Source organism: Nonomuraea sp. NPDC005501, from assembly GCF_040605905.1.
GTDB lineage: Bacteria > Actinomycetota > Actinomycetes > Streptosporangiales > Streptosporangiaceae > Nonomuraea.
Window position 1 is genome coordinate 20,996 of the sequence record NZ_JBEXDT010000083.1, and the last position, 21,347, is coordinate 42,342.

General features: G+C 73.7%; 14 protein-coding genes. 4 read left to right on the plus strand and 10 right to left on the minus strand.

The window, feature by feature from the left end:
• The first annotated feature begins 2 nt into the window (after nt 1-2).
• On the plus strand, nt 3-1,166 hold the full coding sequence (locus tag ABZS51_RS32085; protein WP_355448858.1) for an acyltransferase: 1,164 nt from the start codon (nt 3-5) through the stop codon (nt 1,164-1,166).
• Here the strand turns inward: ABZS51_RS32085 and ABZS51_RS32090 are convergent.
• The 5 genes from ABZS51_RS32090 to ABZS51_RS32110 form a co-directional block, all read right to left on the minus strand.
• The gene (locus ABZS51_RS32090) at nt 1,087-5,268 is read right to left on the minus strand and encodes an alpha-(1->3)-arabinofuranosyltransferase family protein (RefSeq protein WP_355448861.1); all 4,182 of its coding nucleotides are present in this window, start codon (nt 5,266-5,268) and stop codon (nt 1,087-1,089) included. The two genes, ABZS51_RS32085 and ABZS51_RS32090, sit on opposite strands and share 80 nt — an antisense overlap.
• Complete coding sequence (locus tag ABZS51_RS32095) at nt 5,262-6,395, minus strand: glycosyltransferase family 4 protein (RefSeq protein WP_355448864.1); 1,134 nt, start codon at nt 6,393-6,395, stop codon at nt 5,262-5,264. The genes ABZS51_RS32090 and ABZS51_RS32095 overlap by 7 nt, the downstream gene beginning before the upstream one ends.
• A complete protein-coding gene (locus ABZS51_RS32100; protein WP_355448867.1) occupies nt 6,392-7,195 on the minus strand; it encodes a glycosyltransferase in 804 nt (267 codons plus the stop codon). The genes ABZS51_RS32095 and ABZS51_RS32100 overlap by 4 nt, the downstream gene beginning before the upstream one ends.
• Nucleotides 7,196-7,206: 11 nt before the next feature.
• Entirely contained in the window at nt 7,207-7,341 is a 135-nt protein-coding gene (locus ABZS51_RS32105; protein WP_268959883.1) for a hypothetical protein, read from the minus strand.
• 113 nt (nt 7,342-7,454) lie between these two features.
• Nucleotides 7,455-9,107 (minus strand): hypothetical protein, encoded by a 1,653-nt coding sequence (locus tag ABZS51_RS32110; RefSeq protein WP_355448870.1) that lies wholly within the window; start codon nt 9,105-9,107, stop codon nt 7,455-7,457.
• A 99-nt stretch (nt 9,108-9,206) separates the two neighbouring features.
• Here ABZS51_RS32110 and ABZS51_RS32115 point away from each other — a divergent pair, with 99 nt between their 5' ends.
• Nucleotides 9,207-11,144, plus strand: a complete 1,938-nt coding sequence (locus ABZS51_RS32115; RefSeq protein WP_355448873.1) for a hypothetical protein — start codon at nt 9,207-9,209, stop codon at nt 11,142-11,144.
• Nucleotides 11,145-11,199: 55 nt separating this feature from the next.
• On the opposite strand, the gene ABZS51_RS32120 is transcribed toward ABZS51_RS32115, so the two are convergent.
• Together ABZS51_RS32120 and ABZS51_RS32125 are read right to left on the minus strand one after the other, a co-directional pair.
• Nucleotides 11,200-13,404, minus strand: a complete 2,205-nt coding sequence (locus ABZS51_RS32120) for an acyl-CoA dehydrogenase (protein ID WP_355448876.1) — start codon at nt 13,402-13,404, stop codon at nt 11,200-11,202.
• Between the two features lie 62 nt (nt 13,405-13,466).
• Nucleotides 13,467-14,285, minus strand: coding sequence for a hypothetical protein (locus tag ABZS51_RS32125; RefSeq protein WP_355448879.1), 819 nt, complete (start codon nt 14,283-14,285; stop codon nt 13,467-13,469).
• Nucleotides 14,286-15,013: 728 nt separating this feature from the next.
• On the opposite strand from ABZS51_RS32125, the gene ABZS51_RS32130 reads away from it, so the two are divergent.
• Nucleotides 15,014-16,159 (plus strand): trypsin-like peptidase domain-containing protein, encoded by a 1,146-nt coding sequence (locus tag ABZS51_RS32130; RefSeq protein ID WP_355448882.1) that lies wholly within the window; start codon nt 15,014-15,016, stop codon nt 16,157-16,159.
• Between the two features lie 20 nt (nt 16,160-16,179).
• On the opposite strand, the gene ABZS51_RS32135 is transcribed toward ABZS51_RS32130, so the two are convergent.
• Both ABZS51_RS32135 and ABZS51_RS32140 read right to left on the minus strand, forming a co-directional pair.
• Nucleotides 16,180-16,752: an OmpA family protein gene (locus tag ABZS51_RS32135; RefSeq protein WP_355448885.1), complete on the minus strand. Its 573-nt coding sequence runs from the start codon at nt 16,750-16,752 to the stop codon at nt 16,180-16,182.
• Nucleotides 16,736-17,329, minus strand: coding sequence for a hypothetical protein (locus tag ABZS51_RS32140; RefSeq protein WP_355448887.1), 594 nt, complete (start codon nt 17,327-17,329; stop codon nt 16,736-16,738). Before ABZS51_RS32140 ends, ABZS51_RS32135 begins: the two co-directional genes overlap by 17 nt.
• Before the next feature lie 210 nt (nt 17,330-17,539).
• On the opposite strand from ABZS51_RS32140, the gene ABZS51_RS32145 reads away from it, so the two are divergent.
• Complete coding sequence (locus ABZS51_RS32145; RefSeq protein WP_355448890.1) at nt 17,540-19,024, plus strand: alpha/beta hydrolase; 1,485 nt, start codon at nt 17,540-17,542, stop codon at nt 19,022-19,024.
• Between the two features lie 10 nt (nt 19,025-19,034).
• Here ABZS51_RS32145 and ABZS51_RS32150 read toward each other — a convergent pair whose 3' ends face one another.
• A complete protein-coding gene (locus tag ABZS51_RS32150; RefSeq protein ID WP_355448893.1) occupies nt 19,035-21,086 on the minus strand; it encodes an AAA family ATPase in 2,052 nt (683 codons plus the stop codon).
• Nucleotides 21,087-21,347: the final 261 nt, after the last annotated feature.

Sequence of the window (21,347 nt, forward strand, 5' to 3'; positions counted from 1 at the left end):
GTGTGGCGCCGCTCGACGCCCCCGCCCGTCGCGACACCGCCCTCGACGGCATCCGCGCGCTGGCGGCCCTCGGCGTGTGGGTGCTGCACGTGGCCGGCAACACCGGCGTCATGTACCGCGACGGCATGTTCGCCTGGATGACGACCCGGCTGGGCATCGCGGTCCCGATCTTCTTCCTGCTGTCCGGCCTGCTCCTGTACCGGCCGTGGGCCCGCGCCGTGCTGGAGGACACGCCCGCGCCCGGCGCCGGCGGCTACCTGTGGCGGCGCGTGTTACGCGTCATGCCCGCGTACTGGGTGGTGACGACGCTCGCCCTGCTCGCCTGGAGCTCCCTGGACCTCGGCGGCTGGGCGAAGTGGCTGCTCCTGCTGCAGAACTACACCGAGCAGACCCGCGCCCCCGACGGCCTGTACCAGATGTGGACGATGCCGATCGAGATGGCCTTCTACCTGGTGCTGCCGGTCCTGGCCTGGCTGCTGCACCGCTGGGCGCGGCACGGCAACCGGCCCGTGCGGCTGCTCGGCGGCATCGCCGTGCTCCCGCTGGTGTCCTTCGGCAGCGCGGTGGCGGCCCACGTCTTCGACCAGCCGCAGCTCGCCCTGTGGCTGCCGCACCACCTCATCTACTTCGCCGCCGGCATGGCCATGGCCGTGCTCTCGGTGTGGATCAGGGAGAGCCGGGTCGTGGACGCGCTCGCGCCGCAGCTCCTCGTCCTCGCGCTGCTGCTGTACGTGGTGCTGAGCACCGAGGTGGCCGGCCCGCGCACGCTCGACCTGCCGAGCCTGTCGCAGTCGCTCTGGCGGATGACCCTGGAGACCGCGGTGGCCGTGCTGGTCGTCGCGCCGTTCGCGCTGGCGGCCCGGCGCGACTCACTCAGGCACCGCGTGCTCGGCAACCCGGTCACCGCGTACCTGGGCCGGATCTCCTACAGCTTCTTCCTCTGGCACGCGCCGGTCATCACCCTGTACTACAAGGTGACCGACACCCAGCCGTTCAGCGGCGACTTCGTCAAGGTGGGCATCCTGACGTTCGTCGGCTCACTCCTCGTGAGCGTGGCCAGCTACCACCTCATCGAGGAGCGGGCGCTCAAGCTGACCGGGCGCCGGTCAGCATCGGCTCCTCCGCCGGAAGCTCCGGCGGAGCGTCAGGCGGAGCCGGTTCGCTGACGAGCCGGCCGAACAGCACGCCCATGGCCGCGCAGGCCACGAGCTGCGGCACGTGGTCGGCGAGCAGGTCCACGTCGGCGCCGTAGTCGCGCAGCGCCATCGCCGCGGCCAGCGACGCCGTCGCCAGGGAGAGCAGCAGCGCCGCCGCCCAGTGCGGGGCCGTCCACCTCGGCAGCGCCCGCCGTGCCGGGGCCCAGAGGACCGCGACGACCGCGGCGAGGACCACGAGCATGCCGGCCCAGCCCGCCACCCAGGCGCCGAACGCCAGCCCCGCGGCGACGGCGTACGGCATGCGCCAGCCGGACAGCCGCGAGCGAGCGGCGGCGGCGGTCTCCAGCACGTGCTCGGGGCGCGGGCCGCGCATCACCAGGGCGAGCAGCGCGAGCGCGGCGATGCCGCCCAGGCCGAGCGCGAGCGCCAGCCAGTACGCCCGGTCGGGCCCGTACTCCAGGCGCACGGTCCCCGAGGTGCCGGCGGGCAGCTCCCACGCCTGCTTCCAGCCGTCGATGCGGACCGGCCGCAGCGTCTGGCCGTCGAGGCTCGCCCGCCAACCGGCGTTGTAGTTCTCGTTGACCACCAGGAAGGAGTCCTTGGGCGCCGTCACGCGCACCTCGCGCTCCGACTGCGTCCAGGTGCCGGGGGCCGCGGCACCCTCGACCGGGAGCGGCTGCTCGGGCAGCGAGCCGATCACCAGGTCGTCGACCGCGAACGGGTCCCAGCCGGCGGCCCGCACCCGGTTGTCGCCCGCCGACAGCGCCGCCCTCGCGCAGCCGGTGAAACGGAGGGGCCGCTGTTCGAGCAGGTCGGCGTAGGTGCCGGTGACGCGGGTCTGGATGACCTTGCCGTTGACCCGCAGCTCGGGGCCCTGGCCGCAGGGCAGCCGGAACGGGATGCCCTCGGGCCGGCTGGCCGGGGCGACGCCGGGGATGATCAGCTCGGTCACCTGGAGACGCCGCGACACGGGGAAGAAGCGCAGCTTGAGCTGGGTCGTGGTGAGCGGCTTGATCTTCAGGACGCCGCCCGCGTCCACGCGCCCGCTGCGGACCACGCCCTTGTCGCCGACGACGACCATGTCGAGCGGCTGTTTGTCGCCGCCGGGCCGGGCGACCTGGAGGCGGGAGATCGTGCGCTTCCCGTTCCAGCGCAGCGTGAGCGTGGGCTCGGCGTCGTTGGGCGAGGGCACCCACGTGGTCGCGGCGTCGGCGTCGAACGCGGACCTCGGCGCGACCACGGGGTCCTTGCTGACCTGCGAGGTGCCCTGGACGCGGGTGAGGTCGCCGCTGAGGCGGCTGTAGCGGTCGGCGAGCCCGGAGTCGCGCAGGACGGCGGTGCCCTGGACGGTGGCGGAGTGCTTGCGCTCGGCGGAGAAGGTGCGGTCGAACCCGGCGCCCTCCTCCCCCGGCCGGGCGAGCAGCGGGTTGCAGACCCACCGATCCCGGTTGCGCATGCACTCCGGGCGCGCGTCGAGCCCGCGGTCCATCACGTACGCGTCGCCGCTCTCGCCGGGCAGCCTGATCGTGCGGCCCGGCAGCACGCCGGGGATCGTCATCTCGGTGATGCCGACCCGCTGCACGAAGCTCCAGTCGCTGTCGTACGTCGCGAGGATCGTGATCCGCAGCCATGTCGTCGTCCCGGGCGGGGCGCGCAGCGTCTGCGGCTCGTTGGTCTGCCGCACGTCCTGGACGAGCCGGCCGCCCTCGGTCTCCACGGCCACCCGCCTGATCGACTGGCCGAGCAGCACGTTGTTGGTGAAGGTCACCTTGAGGCTCGGGATCTCGCGGGGCTGGGGCAGGTCGACGCGCAGCCACTCGCCCTGCGGCCGGTGCCAGCCGCCGCTCTCCCAGCCGGTCTCGTAGTCGCCGTCCATGGCCGCCCACGGGCCGCGGCCGGGGGTGCTCAGGCCGGAGATGGCGTCGGCGTCGGCCACCGAGGAGGAGGCGGTGATCGACGAGATGCCGTCGTACTCGGCGGTCGCGGTCTCCTCCAGCCAGCCCTCCTCCAGCAGGTCGAGCGCCCGTACGCCGGTGAAGTCGGCGCGCCGGTCGGCGGTCAGCGTGGGTGTCCAGTTCGTACGGATCTCGCCGAACTGCCGCTCGCGCAGCCGCAGCGCGTCGCTGACCACGGTCGGCACCTCGTACGTGCTCGCGTCGTCGTTCACCAGCACCGGGCCGGTGCCGAGCAGCCCGAGGTCGCCCATCGTGAGCAGCGAGTCGGGGCCGCCGCGCACGCGCACCGCGTCACCCGCGGACTCCACGCCGACCAGCTCGGAGCCGCCCGCCACCTCGTACAGCTCCAGGGCCGGCGAGGGCCAGTCGACGGAGTCGACCGCGTCGTCGGTGAAGCCGTCGCCCACCTCGCCGCCGAACGAGCGGATGCGGCTGATGCCGGGCGACTCGCGCAACGTCTCCTGGATGCGGGCCGGCCAGGCGCCCTGGAGGTTGGCGCGCATCAGGTCGTTGCGGACGAGCAGGTAGTGGACGCCGAGCCGGCGCAGCACCTCGGTGAGCCCGGCCGAGCCCGCTCCGGAGGTGAGGCGCTGGTCGATGACGTCCAGCAGCCGGGTCAGGCCGACCGAGCCGGCGGCCGTGACCTGCCGGGTGGTCCAGCGGGCCTTGAACAGCGGCTGCATGGGGTCGTCCACCGGCCGGCCCCACAGGTACTCGCCGAACTTGGCGCCGGGGACGACCAGGACGCCGTCGTCGCCCGCGTTCTCGTTGATCCAGGCCGCCGCCTGCCGCCAGTAGAGCGGCACCTCCTTGAACGCGCCGGGCATGGCGAGCCCCTGGTTGAAGACGGGCAGCACGAGCCCGGCCAGGGCGACCAGGGCGACCACGCGCACCGGCAGGCGGACGTTCGCCCGCGGGCGCGCGACCGGCGACGGACCGGGCACGGCCGACGGGGCGGCGGGTGCGGCGGGTGCCGCCGACGGGGCGGACGGGGCGACGGCGCGGGCGCGCTGGTGGCTGACGGCGAGCAGGTGGGCCAGGCCGAAGGCGATCGGCAGCCGCACCAGCGGGTCGAACTTGCGCAGGTTGCGCAGCGGCGCGAGCGGTCCGTCGAGCAGCCACCGCACCGGCTCGGCGACGATCGGCTCCAGCGCGCTCGTGTGCCCGGCGACCAGCGCGGTGACCCCGACCAGGAACAGCGTGACCACGAACCCCCTGGCGGGCAGGTCGCGCCGCACCAGGCCGGCCAGGCCGAGCGCGGCCAGCACGCCGGTGACGACGACCATCGCGGCCGAGGTGGCGATGGCGTAGCCGGGCGGCTGCTGGTCCACCCCGTTCACGGTCAGGAAGCGCACCCAGTCGGAGGTGCCGCGCAGCACGTTCGTCAGCGACGTGACCTGCGTCGTCGTGGAGGCCGTCTCGGTGTACGGCAGGAACGAGAACGCGTACCGGCCGACGAGCAGCAGCGGCGCCCACCAGAACAGCGTGGCCACGGTGACCGCGCCGGTCCACCAGCCGAGCATCCGCCAGCGCGGCACCGGCCGGGGCCGGGTCAGGATGTACACGACGGGGGCGACGAGCACGGCCAGCACGGCGACGGCGTTCACGCCGCCGCACAGCGCCACGGCCAGCCCGGACCTGATCGCGCCCCGGGCCCGCTGCCCCGTCTCCGACGCGGTGAGCAGCGGGATGAGGATCCACGGGAGCATCGCGGCGGGCAGCCACTCGATCGAGATCTCGCCGAGGATGGACAGCGCGCGGGGCGCGAGCGCGTAGGCCAGGGCGCCGGCGATCCGGGTGCCGGGCGTGCCGATGCCGAGCTGCCGGGACAGCCGCTCCACGCCGAGGAACGCCACGCTGAGCAGCAGCGTCAGCCAGAGCCGCTGCGTCACCCACGGCTCGACGCCCATGATCTTCCCGAGGGCGAAGAAGGGGCCCATCGGGAAGAGGTAGCCGGCGGCCTGGTTCTGGAGCTGGCCGAAGTGCTGGAGGTCCCACAGGTGGGCGGCGCGTTCCAGCCAGCCGAGGGGGTTGAGCGCCAGGTCGATCTTGGTGTCGCCGATGATGCTGCCGGGCCTGGTGGTGAACGACAGCACCGCGAAGCCGAGGCAGCAGAGCAGCAGCCACAGGCGGTGCCGGGCCGTGTCGCTCACCATCGCTCCTCCCCCAGGGGCGCAGGGGCGGTCCACAGGGGGACTGCCGCGGGGCTGCCGCGCATGAGCGCGGCCATGCGCTCGGCGCTGCTCTGCCAGGAGAACCGGTCGGCCCACGCACGGCACCGCGCCGCGTAGCCGTCGCTCCGGCCGCCGGCCAGCTCGTCGAGCGCGGCGGCGACGCCCTTGGCCAGACTTGTGCCCTCGGGCAGCAGCCAGCCGGTCTCGCCGTGCCGTACGGCGTCGCGCAGCCCGTCCACGTCGAAGGCGACCGTGGGGACGCCGAGCGCGGCGGCCTCCAGCACGCACAGCCCCCAGCCCTCCCCCTGGGAGGCGTTGACCTGGAGCCACGCCGAGGCGATGAGTCGTTCCTTGTCCGCTTCGGACAGGTATCCGTGCATGGTGACGCCCTCCGGCAGCCGGGCGCGCAGGCGCGCCTCCTCGGGGCCCCGGCCGACGAGGTCCACGGTCAGGCCGGGCCAGCGCTCCCTCAGCTCGGTCACCGCGTCGAGGAGCAGGTCCACGCGCTTGTGCGCGACGAGCCGGCCGACGCAGACGAGCCGGGGGGCGGCGCTCTTACGGATGTCCGCGGGCGTGCTGACGCTCACGCCGTTCGGGATGATCTGGATGGGCCCGGTCCAGCCGAGCCGCTCGCGCATGGCGTTCACCGTCGACGGCGACACGGCCACGCTCTGACGCCGGCGGTAGGTCCACCGGGAGACCGGGCCCTCCAGGAGGCGCCCGACCGCGGCGAGCCAGCGCGGCAGGTGGACGCCGAACTGCCGGTCGTGGACGTGGTGGACCACGCACAGCACGGTGGTGCGGCGGGGCAGCACCCACGGGGTGAAGAACGGGATGCCGTTCTGGCAGTCGAGCACCACGTCGAACCACGACCGGCGCGGCAGCAGCCAGGCCAGCACCCGGGGATAGACGGAGAACGGACCGCCCATGCGGACCAGCCGTACCCCGTCGATCTCCTCCCGGGCGGTCTGCCCGGGAGCGCGCGCGGTCACGAAGTGAACGCGGTGGCCCGCCGCCGCGAGGCGGCGGGCCATCTCCCACGCGTACGTCTCGGCGCCACCGGCGGCCGGGTGCCACGGATCCCGCCAGTTGACGACGGCGATGTTCACGGATATCCGACGGGGTCGAGCGGCGGCTCCCAGGCGGGCGCGGCGGAGGCGCGCGGCTCCAGGTGGAGCGTCAGCCAGATCCGGCCGAGCTCCAGCAGGATGCCGGCGCTGTGCCGGGCCGGTGAGAACCGCGAGCCCGGCATGTCGCGCCACTGGACGGGGATCTCCAGCACGGTCGCGCCCTTCTCCGCGCACCGGGCGAGCAGCTCGACGTCGAAGGCGAAGCCGGGCGTGCGCAGCCGCGGGGCGACCTCGCGGACGAGGGCGCCGTCGAAGAACTTGAAACCGCACTGGGTGTCGCTCACGCCGCGCACCAGCACCCTGGCCAGCGAGCGGAAGCCGACGGCGCCCAGCTCGCGGACCCGGCTGTGCCGGTTCTCCACGTCGGAGAAGGCGTGGGCGCGCGAGCCCACGACCACCCGCTCACCGGAGAGCAGCAGGCCGAACGCGACGTCGAGGGCGCGCAGGTCGGTGGCCATGTCCGCGTCGCAGAACCCCACGAACGGGGCGCGAGTCTGGAGCAGGCCGGCGCGGACGGCGGCCCCCTTGCCCGGGGTCGCGCACCGGGTCAGCCGGACCGGGACCTTCCCCCGCGGCCAGGTGCTGACGATCTCCGCGGTGGAGTCCGTGCTGTTGTTGTCGACCACGATGACAGCGGTCGGGAACGGCATACGGGCAAGCTTCGCGCACAGCTGCAGGAGCCCCCCGGGGAGTCGCCCTTCCTCGTTGTAGGCGGGAATGACGATCTCGAGCAGTGGTGGTCGGCTCGCCCGCTCGTCCCCTTGACGGGAGGGCGGCATGGCGGTGGTGTCTACCGGTCGCCGTAGTTGTAGAGCGGCTGGTTCACGGGCGTCGCGGTGGCGCCGGTGAAGGAGACCGTCGTGACGGTCGCGACGAGGGCGGCCACGGCGATGCCGATGATCGCTGCTAAGAGGATCTTGATCACTGGGGGGTTCCTCCTGGGGCGCGGCACTTGGGGGACCGTCACCAACCTAGAACCAATTCTTGCTACTCGGAAGTAGCTAAACGAAATCTTAATAAAGCCACTGATCAATGGGCCTATTCGGACGAACCTTGCGCAATCGGTCCACCGACACGGTACAGCCGCAGGTCGGAAGCGTCCACGAGCAGCTTCGCACCCCTCAGCCACCGGTCGAACCCGGCGCGCTCGGCCGGGGTTCCCGCGTCCACGACCACGTACCGAAACCCCGCCCGGAGCAGGTCTGGCGACGGCATTTCTAGTACGTGTTCTAGGTTTTTCGCCCGCTCGTCCTCGCTCGGGACGACCAGGTCGCCGACGCGCACGGTGTCGTTGGCGACCACCTCCCGCCCCCGGCCGCCGAAGAAGCGCTGCGCCGGGTCCAGCACCGCCCGCCCGCCGTTCCAGGCGAAGCGCCGGTACGACTCGAACGGCAGGACGAGCACGTCGCCCGGCTCGGGGTCGCGCCGGATCAGCTCGCGGGCGGCCGTCCAGCTCTCCGGGTACGGCACCGCGCGCAGCGCCCCGGTCGCGCCCCACGCCATCGTGGGCAGCACGGCCACCGGCACCAGGGCCAGGACCGCCACGGCCCACCGGCCGCCGCCGGCGAGCGCCCTGGCCGCGGCCGCGGCGGCCAGTCCCAGCCCGACGGCCTCCAGCAGCGCCAGCGGGGCGACGAACTGCTGGGCGTCCCGGAGCACCGCGAACCCGCCCCACAGGTGGACCAGCCAGGTGAGCGCCGCCCTGCCCGGGGCCGTCACGCCGAGGCACGCCACCCCGAACCCGGCCACGGCCGCCACCACCAGCCCCCATCGCCACCCGAGGCCGCCCGCAGGCCCGGCGCCCGAGGCGGCCCGCCCGCACCGGGCGAAGCCGGCGAGCGCGGCGAACCCCGCGATGCCGGCCAGGGACAGCAGCAGGCGGGCCAGCGCACCGAGCGGCGTGCCGTACCCGGCGGGCACCGCGTGCGCGTTCCAGATCCCACCCAGCGACAGCAGGCTCCCCACGGCGCCGAACGGCCCGTCCGCCCGCGCCGCGAACGCCTCCACCCCGACCCCGTCCCCGGTCACCCCCGCGGGCCGCAGCAGCGCCGGCACCAGCCACGGCAGGCTGAACACCACGAGCACGACGGCCACCGGCACCACCCGCCGCCACCGCCCGGCCGTCACCGAGCGGTCCGGGCGACCGATCAGCAGCGCCACGGGAAGGGCGGTCAGCGCGGTCACCGTCATGGCGGCGAACCCGCCCACCGCCGCGGGCAGCATCGCCACCGCCGGCCGCCACGCGGAACCCCTCCGGGCGGGCTCCCGGGTCACGGCGCCCACCACCCACGGCAGCCCGGCGTACCCGAGCAGCAGCGCCCACTGCCCCATCAGCAGCCGCTCGGCCACGTACGGGTTCCACACGTAGAACGCCCCCGCCACCAGCCGGGGCCCGAGCCCGTCCGACGGCACCAGCCGCGCCGCGCCCGAGCAGCCGAGCACGAAGATGCCCAGCAGGACGGCCTTCTGCACCAGCTCCCCCGGCAGCGCCGCCGACAGGGCCGTGACGACCGCGTCGCTCGGCACCACCCGCGGCGCGCCCCCCGACAGCCCGAACGTGAAGCGCGAGAACTCCGGGTCCGGCACGAACACCATGTCCTGCACCAGCACGAACCCCCACCCCAGAGCGGGCCCGAGCGCGAGGCAGCCCAGCGCGAGGCCGAGCAGGGCGGCGGCCGGGGTCCGGGGCATTCCGCTATGACATCACAACCACACAACGGGCATTCCGCCTGAATCCGCTCCTGGATACGCTTCGCCAGACCGGGGGGACCGGGGGACCGGGAGGACTGGGTGACCAGCGAGTCGGGGGCGGCGGCCCGTACGAGCCCGCCCAGAGATGGGCTGCCCAGTGGTGGGCTGCACGGTGATGGACAGCACGGTGACGGGCGGCACGGTGACGGGCGGCACGGCGACATCGTGCTGGCCGCGGCCATCGCCCTGATCGCCGTCCAGCTCGTCTGGAGGTTCGACTTCGTCCGCCGGACGTACTTCCGCCAGGACGACTTCACCTTCATCGCCCGCGGTCTGGAGCACGACCTGACGTGGGACTACCTCATGCGGGTCGACTACGGGCACCTGGTGCCGGGGCCGTTCGCGATCCACTGGGCGATGGGCCGGCTCGGCGTCTACAACGAGGTGCTGGCCCACGCCGTCACGATGGGCCTGCTGGCCGCCGCCGGGTTCGCGCTGCTGCGGCTGCTGCGGCTGCTGTTCGGGACCCGGCCGGCGATCCTGGTGCCGCTCGGGTTCTACCTGCTGACGCCGCTGACCGTCTCGTCGCTGTCGTGGTGGGCCGTGGTCGTCGAGACGCTGCCGTTCCAGGTGGCGCTGGCGATGGCGCTGGGCTCCCAGGTCCGCTACGCCAGGACCGGGCGGTTCCGGCACGCGGTGGCCGTGGCGGGCTGGGCGGTGCTCGCCATGGTGTTCTTCGTCAAGGCGCCGTTCATCCTCGTGCTGGCGTTCGTGCTGACGATCGGCTGGTTCCCGCGGGCCCGGCGGCGCGCCGCCTGGCTGCTCTACCTCGCCGTCGTCGCCGGGTACGCGGCGGTGTTCTTCCGGCAGCTGTTCACCTCGGTGCAGCTCACCAACGACACGATCCGGCCGGCGCTCCCCGACCCGGCCGTGGCCGTGAGCTTCGCGTGGAAGCTGCTCACCGGCTCCCTGGTGCCGGGGGCGCTGGGCGGGCCGTGGCAGTGGTACCCGATCAGCGAGGACTACGCCATCGCCGCCGCCCCGCGGCCGCTCATGTGGGCCGCCCTCGGCGTCGCGCTCCTGGCCGTGGGCGTGTCGTTGTGGCACCGCAGGCGGGCCTGGCTGGCGTGGCTGACGCTGCTCGGCTACTTCGCGCTGGCCGACGTGGTCCCCGTCATGATCGGGCGGGTCGTGCAGCTCGGCCCCGACCTCGGCGGGCAGGAGCTGAGGTACGTCTCCTCCACCGCGATGGTGCTGGCCGTCGTGATCGGCCTCGCCTTCGTCCCGGTACGGGGCGAGGAGGATCCCTGGCGGCGCCCCGCCCCCGGGCCCCGGCGGCTGCCGCGCCTGCGCGCCGGGCTCCGGTACGTCTGGGTCCCGGTGGCCGCCGCGTTCGCCGCCGGCTCGGTCTGGTCGGCCGCCGGGTACGCGCGGATGCCGCTCGGCGAGCACGTCAGGAGCTATGTCGAGACGGGCCGGACGGCCCTCGCGCGGGCCCCGCACGGCGCGGTCGTCCTCGACACGCACGTGCCCGCCAAGGTCGTGCTCCCGCTGTTCTTCCGCGACTACGCGCTGACCTCCCGGGTGCTCGGCCCGATCGCGCCGAACCCGGTGACCTGGACGCGGACCCTGACCGGGCCGGTGCCCAACCCGCTGGCCTTCGACGACGCCGGCCGGCTGCGCCCGGTCGAGATCCAGGGCATGACCATCCCCCAGCGCGGCGGCTGCACCCCGGTGTCGGGGCGGGAAAGACGCTTCGAGCTGCCCGCTTCCCTGCCGGACGGCGAATGGACCGTCCAGGTCGGCTACCTCAACCCCGTGCCGGCCACGATCGCGGTGCGGCTCGGCGGAGCCGTCACGACGGTCCCGGCGGGCAAGGACTTCGGCTGGACGTTCGCCACGGTCAAGGGCGGGGGCACCGACCTGGCCGTCCGCGCGCTCGACGGCCGTACGGTCTGCGTGGGCGAGATCAAGGTCGGCGTGCCGCGCCCCGCCGCGAACGGCACCCCGACCCCGCTCCAGCCCGTCAGCCCGTGAACCCCCGTAGGGGGCCGGTCGGCGGCCGGCCCCCACCTCTACGCGGCCCCCGCGGTCAGTGGCCGGGCTCGGGGTCCCGGGGCAGGCCGAGCATGCGCTCGCCGATGATGTTGAGCTGCACCTCCGTCGTCCCGCCGTAGATCGTCATGGCGCGCGTGGCGAGCACCGCCCGGTTCCAGTAGCCCGCGTCGCCGAGCGTCATGTCGGCCGCCACCACCGCCGCCGAGCCCAGCAGCGAGACCGCGGTCTCCGACACGTGCTGGGCGTGGGAGGTGGACAGCAGCTTGCGCACCGACGCGTCCGCGCCCGGCTCGGAGCCGGCGAGCTGCTTGAGCGTCACGCGCAGCGACAGCGCGTTGATCGAGTGCCCCTCGCAGATCACCTCGGCCACCTGGTGCGCCTCGACCGGGGTGAGCTCTCGGCCGAGCCGGCCGGCCAGCCCGACGAGGTCGGGCACGGACGCGCCGGTGCCGCCCGAGCCGGAGGAGAGCGAGACGCGCTCGTTGGACAGCGTGTTGCGCGCCACCCGCCAGCCGTCGCCCACCTCACCGACCACCAGGTCGTCGGGCACGAACACGTCGTCGAGGAACACCTCGTTGAACAGGTTCTCGCCGGTCATCTCGGTCAGCGGCCGGACCGTCACGCCGGGCGCCTTCATGTCGACCAGGAAGTACGTGATGCCCTCGTGCTTGGAGCCGGCGGAGGAGTTGCGGGCGATGCAGATGCCCCACTCGGCGACGTGCGCGACGGAGGTCCAGATCTTCTGGCCGTTGAGCCGCCAGCCGCCTTCGACCTTCTCCGCCTTCATCTGCAGCGAGGCCAGGTCGGAGCCGGCCCCCGGCTCGGAGAAGAGCTGGCACCAGATCGTCTCGCCGCTGAGCGTCCTGGGCAGGAAGCGCTCCTGCTGCTCCTGCGTGCCGTACGAGACGATCGACGGCACCACCCACGCACCGATGATCATGGCGGGGAGCCGCACCCGGGCGGCCTTCAGCTCCTGGGCGATCAGCACCTGCTCCAGCGGCGAGGCCGCGCGGCCCCACGGCTTGGGCAGGTGCGGCATGACGAACCCGCGCTCGGCCAGCGCCCGCCTCTGCTCCACGCCCTCCAGCGCCTTGATCTCGGCGATCTCGGCGCGGATCGACTCGCGCAGCCGCTCGGCGCCCTCCGGCAGGTCGATCTCCATCTCCCGGGACACGCCGCCCATGGCCAGCTCCGTGACCGTGGCCGCCCAGCCGGCCGACGCGCCGAGCAGGGCGCGCAGCGTCAGGGCACGCCGGTAGTACAGGTGGGCCTCGTGCTCGAAGGTGTAGCCGATGCCGCCGAACGTCTGGATCGCGTCCTGCGCGCACCGCACGGCCGCGTCGGGCGCCATCACACCGGCGATCGCGGCGGCGTACTCGAGCTCGCCGCCCTCGGCGCGGGTGGCGTCCCAGACCGTCGCGCGGGCCTGCTCCAGCGCCACGAGCATCCGCGACAGCTTGTGCTTGATGCCCTGGAACTGGCCGATCGGGCGGCCGAACTGCACGCGTACCTTGGCGTAGTCGGAGGCGGCGCGCACGCACCAGGCGGCCAGGCCCGCGGCCTCGGCCCCGAGCAGGACGGCGGCCAGGTTGCGCACGTCGAGCCCCTGCACGCCCTCCAGCACCCGGGCGGCGGGCACGGACGCGTCCGCCACCTCCACCTTGGCCGACGACCTGGTCAGGTCCAGGGACTTGAGCGAGGTGACGGTCGCGTCCGAGGCGTCGAGCGCGATCCACACCTCGCCGCCGTCGGTGGACACGGGCAGGATCAGCACGTCCGCGGACGCCCCGCCGAGCACCGGCTCGACGGAGCCGGACACGACCAGCGACCCGTCGGCGGCCCGCGTCCCCGTCAGCCGGCCGCCTGTCCCCCCGACCGCCGCGCCTCCCGTGAGCGCCACCGCGCCCGTGCGGGTGCCGTCGGCCAGGCCGGTGAGCAGGTCGTGCCGCTTGGAGGCGTGGACGACCGCGCTCGCGAGCACGGTCGGCACGTACGGTCCGGGCGCCATCCGCTCGGCCAGCGCCTCGACGGCGACCGCGGCCTCCAGCAGCCCGTAGCCGGAGCCGCCGGCCTCCTCGGGCAGGTGCAGCCCCAGCAGGCCCTGCTCGGCGAGCCCCGACCAGAACGGGGGACGCTCATCCGTCGCGGATCGCAGCAGCTCGGCGGGGATGTTCCGCTCCGCCCAGCCGCTCACCGACTCCCGGAGCGCCTCATGCTCCTCGTTCAACCCGATCGCCATCGCTCATCCTCCAGCCGAGGTCCCGGTCATGCCAGAACCATATTCTAGAGGATGCTTCTGGCCTAGATGGGGGCGATCCGGTCGGCGATCGTGTTGAGGTCACGCCAGCGGCTCTTGCCGCTCTCGGGGACGGAGGCGAACAGCATCGCGGGCTTCGCCCGGCCCGTGTCCACGACCGAGACGAGGCCCTGCGCCACGCGCCGCCCGCCGTCCGCGTCGTACGCCACCCTGAAGGCCAGCGTCCACCCCTTGCCCAGGGGCGTACGCTCCGAGCCCGTCCAGGTGAGCGTGGCCCCGGCCGGGTACTGCGTGCCCAGCGCCCACGTCGCGGCACGCGCGGCGAGCTTGCGGTAGTCGGAGTCCTTCACCGGGCGGGCCGCCGGGGTGGCGCCCGGCAGCGGCGCCGAGCCGATCAGGGCGCCCGGGACGGCCGCCTTGCCGGCACGCTGAGCCACCGAGAACGGCGCCGACGTCGCGCTCTTCCACGGCAGGCCGAGCCGGGGGTACGACAGGCCCGCCTTCGGGTCGCTGACCAGGCCGATGACGACGCTGGCCGTGCCCGGCAGCACGGCGTACTCCTTGGCGGCGGGCACGGGCGGCAGCGCTACACCGGTGGCCGACGGCGTGGACGACGGCGCGGCCGACTGGGCGAGCGTGGCGGCGGGCTCCTTCGCGGCTCCGGCGGGCGGGGGCGCGATCGAGCCTCCCTGCGGCAGGCTCTGATCCTTGGGCACGTCACCCGAGAAGACGGCGAAGATCAACAGCACGGCCACCACCGTGGCGATGATCGCGCCGACGAGGTACACGACCCGGATGGGGATGTCGCCGATGCGGCTCATCAGCCCGGACCCGGGCGGCGGGGGCGGCACGACCGGGGGCATGGGGTACTGCTGCGACGCGGGGCCCGGCCCGTGCCCCAGCCGCGTCGCGGCCCCGGCACCCGCCTGCGCCCCGGAACCGTTCCCGGCCGGTGAATCCGCGTGCGGCCCGGACGGCGGGACGGCTTGGGGCCCCGACTCGCGCCCGGGACGGGCACCGTACGGCGGGGTGGTCCGCGGCCCGGACCAGGGCGTGGTCTGCAGCCCGGACTCCGGCGCGGCCTGTGGTCCGGACTGCGGCGTGGCCTGTGGTCCGGACTGCGGCGTGGCCTTCGGGGCGGACTGCGGCGTGGCGGGAGGCTCGGAGGGCTGAGGGCCGGACGGCTGAGGGCCGGACGGCGGACCTGGTCGGGGCCGGGCGTGCGGCGGCGAGCCCTGCGGTGAACGCGACGGCGACCCCGCGGGGCCGCCGGAGGGCTGAGGGCCGGAGGGCCGGGAACCGGGCGGCCGGGGGATCACGACCGTCTCGTCCGCGGGCACGACGATCTTCCGGAACGGGGTCGTGGGAGCATCGTGATTGGGCTGCTGGTCACCGACGTCCGCCATGACCTTGAGGTTACGTCACTTCAGACCGGGATATTTCCGCCATGTCCTGGCCAGAATTTTGTTCTGGAACCCCTGGTCCCCACCCCCGCACCCCGCCGTATCCTCAAACCCCTGCACACCCGCGCCGACCAGGACAAATGGCGAAAAAACGTATCTTTCACCGGTGGCAGGGAAGGTACCACCCCATGAGGAAGATCGTCGCGGGATTCGTCATGACCGTCCTGCTGACCGGCTGCTCGGCGATCCAGTCCGCCACGACCACCGGCTCTTCGACGTCCGGTGCCTCAGCCTCCGGCGCCCCGGCCACCTCGACGGCCGGCTCCCCGGCCGGCACGGCCACCGCGCCCGCCAGCCCGCCCGCCAGCCCGCCCGCGAGTCCCCCCGTCGTCCCCACGTCGCCCCAGTCCCTGGAGACGGCCTACGAGCAGGTCATCAAGGAGGTCCTCCCGTCGATCGTGCAGATCACCACCAAGGTGGGCCTCGGCTCCGGGATCGTGTACGACTCCGCGGGGCACATCATCACCAACGCGCACGTGGTCGGCGAGGCCACGCAGATGCAGGTGACCCTGGCCACCGGCGGCGCCGGCCGGTCCGCCCGGCTGGTCAGGTCGTTCCCCGCCGGCGACCTCGCGGTGATCAAGGTGGACGACCCCAGAGGGCTGAGGCCGGCCCGGTTCGGCGACTCCGCCAGGCTGCGGGTCGGCCAGCTCGTGCTCGCCATGGGCAACCCGCTGGGCCTGTCGGGCAGCGTGACCGACGGCATCGTCTCGGCGCTCGGCCGCACGGTCAGCGAGCCGCAGGATCCCGGCTCCCCCGGCGCGACGATCGCCAACGCCATCCAGACCTCGGCCTCCATCAACCCCGGCAACAGCGGCGGCGCCCTGGTGGACCTGTCCGGCCAGGTCATCGGCATCCCGACCCTCGCCGCGACGGACCCGAACCTGGGCGGCGGCGCGGCCCCCGGCATCGGCTTCGCCATCCCGAGCAACACCGCCACGGACATCGCCGCGCAGATCGTCCGCGACGGCAAGGTCACCGACACGCACCGCGCCGCCCTCGGTATCAGGGGCAGCACGGTCGTCGGCGACAACGGCCAGACGACGGGGGTCGAGGTGGTCGGCGTCGAGCCGGGCAGCGGCGCCGAGAAGGCGGGCATCCGGCCCGGCGACGTGATCGTCTCCGTCAACGGCACCGAGACGCCCACGATGTCCGCCCTGTCCGAGATCCTGACGACCCTCAAGCCGGGCGACCAGGTCAAGGTCGGCCTCATCCGCGCGGACGGCACGCGGACCACGGTCACGGCGACCCTGGGCCAGCTGCCAGGCGACTGACCGGGCGTCCATCCCGCGGCTCACTGACGGGCGTCGAAGACGATCTCCACCCGGCGGTTCTTGGCCCGGTTGCGCTCCACCGGCTTGCCGTCGACGAGGTTGGGCATCCTGGGCCGGGTCTCGCCGTACCCCTGCGCCTGGAGCGTGACGCCGGCGTCGGCGAGCAGCCCGCGCAGGCCCCGCTCGACGGCCTGGGCGCGCCGCTGGGAGAGGCGCAGGTTGTAGGAGTCGGAGCCCTGATCGTCCGTGTGCCCCTGCACCTTGACGACGCCGCCCGCCCCTTCGGTCCTGACCTTCTCCGCGACGCCCTGGAGCCGCTTCCTGGCGGCGCCGCTCAAGGCCCACTTGTCCACGGCGAACAGCACGTCGCTGGTGAGCGCGACCGTGACCTGGGCGCCCTGCTTCGTCTCGCTCTGGGTGCCGTCGAGCGACTCGACCTCGCCGACGATGTCCTCGACGGGCAGCACGAGGTCCTCCACGACCGCGTTCACGTCCGACGGGACGGGCGGGGTGGTCGGACCGGCCGGCGGGTTCGCCGGCACCAGCAGCCCGGCGGCGACGCCCAGGGCGGCGACGCTAAGAGATCGGAACATCGGTGAGCACGCCGATCATCGGCATCTCCACGTTGACCTGCGTGACGTCCGCGGGCGGGGCCGCGAAGACGGCGTAGAGCGAGCTCGTCTGGCCCCCCTCCAGGAACTGGCCCTGGGTACGGGAGCAGACGCACTCGCTGTCGGCGGTCGCGCCGTTGCGGGCCACGCGGTAGCGCTTGGCGTTGACCGGGTCGATCAGGGAGACGGCCGACACCGAGTAGTCCAGCGTCCCGGTGCTCATGCCGTTGTGCAGGTTGACCTTGCCGTCGAGGGCGGTGACGGTCCAGTTGAGGGTGACGGTCCTGCCCTGCCGCTTCAGGCCGGTGATGTCGACCCGCGCCTTGCCGTTCTGGCCGGCGCTCGAGGTGCTCGCCTCCCGGCTCGCGATCGCCTCGGTGGCCGCGGCTGCCTTGGTCGCCTCGGTCTGCTGGGGCGCCGGGGCGGCGGTCGTGGTCTCGGCGCGGGCCGCGGTCTGCTGGGCCTGCCCGTCCCCGGCGCCGCCGGCCTGCCGGCCTGGAAGCACTCCGCAGCCGGCCAGCGCGACGGCCGCCACGGCCAACGCGATCGTCTTGCGCATGATCCTGGATCACCTTTCGAGAACGTCGCCGGAGTCCGCATCGGAAGCCGGGTCACTCCCCCGACAGACTCCCACAACCAGAACAAATGCCTCAACTTTCACCCTTGTCACAGGTCAGCGCTCGTCAAGAGCCTCGCAACCGGCACGTCCCAATAATCAAGGGCCAACCAGGCGAATCCCCACACTCGGCCGCCAGACGAGGACACGACCATGCGACGCCTACCCAGCGTGATCACACCCGCACTCGCCGGCCTGCTCATCGCCGGCCTCACGGCCACCGCCCAGCCCGCGCGGGCCGCGGAGGCGGCACCGGCGCCCGGCCGGCCCGCCGCGCTCGGCGTCTTCTACGGCCAGCGGCTGTCGTGGATCGCCTGCGGCGGCGGCTACCAGTGCGCCAAGCTGAAGGTGCCGCTGGACTACGCCAAGCCGGGCGGCGACCGGATCGACATCGCGGTGATCCGCCTGCCCGCCACCGGCCGGCGGGCCGGGGCGGTCGTCGTCAACCCGGGCGGTCCCGGCGAGTCGGGCGTCCAGGCGGCCAGGCAGGCCGACGCGTTCCTCTCCCCCGCCGTCCGCGCCCGGTTCGACCTGGTCGGGTTCGACCCCCGGGGCGTGGGCGCCTCCACCGCGGTGCGCTGCTTCACCGACGCCCAGCTCGACGGCTACTACGCCATCGACAGGTCGCCGGACACCGCCTTCGAGGTCAAGAACCTCGACCTGGCGCAGAAGCAGTTCGCCCAGGCGTGTCAGGCCCGCTCCGGCAAGCTGCTGCCCCACCTGGCCACCACGGACGCGGCCCGCGACATGGACGTGCTGCGCTCCGCCCTCGGCGAGTCCCGCCTGACGTACGTGGGCTACTCGTACGGCACCTTCCTCGGCGCCACGTACGCCGACCTGTTCCCCGGGAAGGTGCGGGCGCTGGTGCTCGACGGCGCCATGGACCCCACGCGGACCGGCGACGAGCTCGGCACCGGGCAGTCCGGCGGCTTCGACGTGGCCTTCGAGTCGTTCCTGCGCGACTGCTTCAAGGCCAAGGACTGCCCGTTCCCGACGCACCGGCTGGGCGCGGCGAACAAGAAGGTCGAAGCCCTGCTGACGCGGGTGGACAGGGCTCCGCTGCGCAACGTGTACGACGGCCGGCAGGTCAGCCAGGCGATCGCGGTGACGGGCGTCCTGTCGGCCCTCTACAGCGAGTCCGCCTGGCCCATGCTGCGGCAGGCGCTGGCCGACGCGTTCCAGGGGGACGGGACGCGGCTGCTGCTGCTCGCGGACCTCTACAACGAGCGCCGGGCGGACGGCACGTACACCAACAGCTTCGCCGCCCACGAGGCCATCGACTGCCTGGACCACCCGCCCACCCGCGAGGCCACGGCCAGGACCGGGACGACGCCGTGCGACTACTGGCCGGTCAGGCGGAAGAGGTCGATCCGGCCGCTGCGGGCCGACGGCGCCCCGCCCATCCTGGTGATCGGCACGCTGCGCGACCCCGCCACGCCGTACAAGTGGGCGCAGGCGCTGGCCTCGCAGCTCTCGTCGGGTGTGCTGCTGACCTTCGACGGCGACGGGCACACCGCCTACCGCAAGGGCTCAGCCTGCGTGGACCGGCTCGTGGACCGGTACCTGACGACACTGGCCGCCCCCGCGAACGGCACGAACTGCCCGAAGGTCAAGCCCGTCCGGGCGTCCGGCCGATAGCCCCGTCCGTTCAGCCCTCGATCGCGTACGCGACCGCCCGGTCCAGTCCCATCCGCTCGCCGCTGTGGAACGCCGCCGTGTAGGCCCGCGCCCCCAGCGCCTCGCGCGCCCGTGCCACGCAGTGCTCGTGGTCGCGCATGTGCGGCCAGAGCCGGGACGGCGAGGCTCCCATCGCCTGCCAGAGCGCGTTCGCCACCCCCAGCATGCGGGCGGCGCGCTCGTGGCGGCCCTGCGCCCCGGCGATCCAGGCCAGGACCTCGACGCACTCCGCGAGCCCCCACCTGTCGCTGATGGCCCGCCTGACGGCCACCGCCTCCCGCAGCGTCTCCTCGGCCCGCTGCGGGTGGCCCCGGTGCCAGGCGGTGATGCCGACGGCGAACAGCGCGTACCCGCGCGAGGGCTCCGCGCGCCGCTTCACGCACAGCGTCAGGAACTCCTGGGCCAGGTCCCCGGCCCGTTCGGGATCCTCGCCCGCACTGAACGAGACGTCGTAGAACAGGTTGATGGCCAGGGCGCTGAGGTCGCCGCGGTCCTGGTGCCCGGCCCGCGCCTTCTCCATGAGCGTCATCCCGCTCCGCGCGTCACCGGCCGAGAAGGCGACCATGGCGGAGACCTGCGTCGCGAACGCCCGCGTCTCCTCGTCGCCCGCCTCACGGGCCAGCCGGTGCGACTCCTCCAGCATGTCCTCCGCCTCGGCGCGGTCGCCCTGGAGCAGGGCGAGCATCGCCGACACCCACAGCGCGGTACGGCGGGCCCGGAAGCCGGGGGTGACCAGGCCCAGCCCGCGGTCCAGCCAGAGGCGGCCCTCCGTGACGGAGCCCGCGAGGATCCAGTAGCCCCACATCGCGGAGACCATGTCGAGCCCGCCCGCCGCCTCTTCCGGCCCGGAGTACAACGCGTCGAGCGCGACGCGGATGTTGGGCAGCTCCGCCGCCAGCAGGCGGTAACGGTCGAGCTGCTCGGGCACCAGCCGGTCCACCCGCTGCTCGGCGACGAGGCGCCGGTAGTGGTCGCAGTAACGCCGCCGCAGCGCGTCCTCCTCGCCGCTCTCCGCGAGCTTCTCCCGGCCGTACGAGCGGATGCTGTCGAGCATGTGGTACCGGACGCGGTCCTTCTGGTGGTCGGCGACCAGGATGGACTTGTCCACGAGCCCCGCCAGCAGGTCGAACACGTCCCCACGGTCGATGCCGCAGCCATGGCAGACCTCCTCGGCCGTGTCCACGTCCATGCCGCCCGCGAACATCGACAGCCGGCTCCACAGCCGCTGCTCCGCCCGCGTGCACAGGCCGAAGCTCCAGTCCACGGCCGCGTGCATCGTCTGGTGGCGGGGCGGCACGTTCCCGGCGCCTTCGGCGTCCAGCACCTCGAACCGCTCGTCGAGCCGGCGCTCCAGCTCCTCGACCGGCATGGAGTGCAGCCGTCCCGCCGCGAGCTCGATGGCCAGCGGGATGCCGTCGAGCCGGCGGCAGAGCCGGGCGACCAGCGCGGCGTCCGTGCGGTCCACGGTGAAGCCGGGACGCACCCGCGCCACCCGGTCGGCGAACATCCGCACGGCCTCGCTGCGCGCGATGTCGCGGGGCGCGGCGGCCTGGTCCGGCACGGACAACGAGGGCACCACGAGCACCTGCTCGCCCACCACACCGAGCGTCTGCCTGCTGGTGGCCAGCACCCGCAGGCGGCCCGCGCCGCGCAGCAGCCCGTCGACCAGCTTCGCGCACGCGTCGAGCAGGTGCTCGCAGTTGTCGAGGACGAGCAGCAGGTGCTGGCCGGAGAGGTAGTCGGCGAGCACGGTCATGGGGGACGCCCCCGCGTCGCGGACGCCGAGCGCCGTCGCGACGGCCGGCACCAGCAGGTCCGGGTCCTCCAGGGAGGTCAGCTCGACGATCTCCACCCCGTCGTCGAACGCCGGTCGCAGCGTCTCGGCCACGCGCAGCGCCAGCCGCGTCTTGCCGACCCCGCCGGCCCCGGTCAGCGTCAGCAGGCGTCCATGGGCCAGCAGCCGCCGGGCAGCCGCCACCTCGCCGCGGCGCCCGATGAAACTGGACGTCTGAGCAGACGTCATCACTGGATGTAGCACGGCCCGTGCACGCTCTCGCCGCCCCCTGCCGGCTCCCCTTGCCGGTGTCGCGGCCACCCGACCACCGGCGACCGCGGCCGGTGCCGCGGTCATCCGACCACGGCGACCGCTCCTCCAGATTAAGCGCAGACCGTGAAGAGCGCACCCGTGAAGCGGGTGCGCTCTCGCCGCAAACGTATAAAACCGGACATAACAGCCCTGACAACAGAATTAAAACTTTTATGAGACCTCTGAGGTGAAAATCGG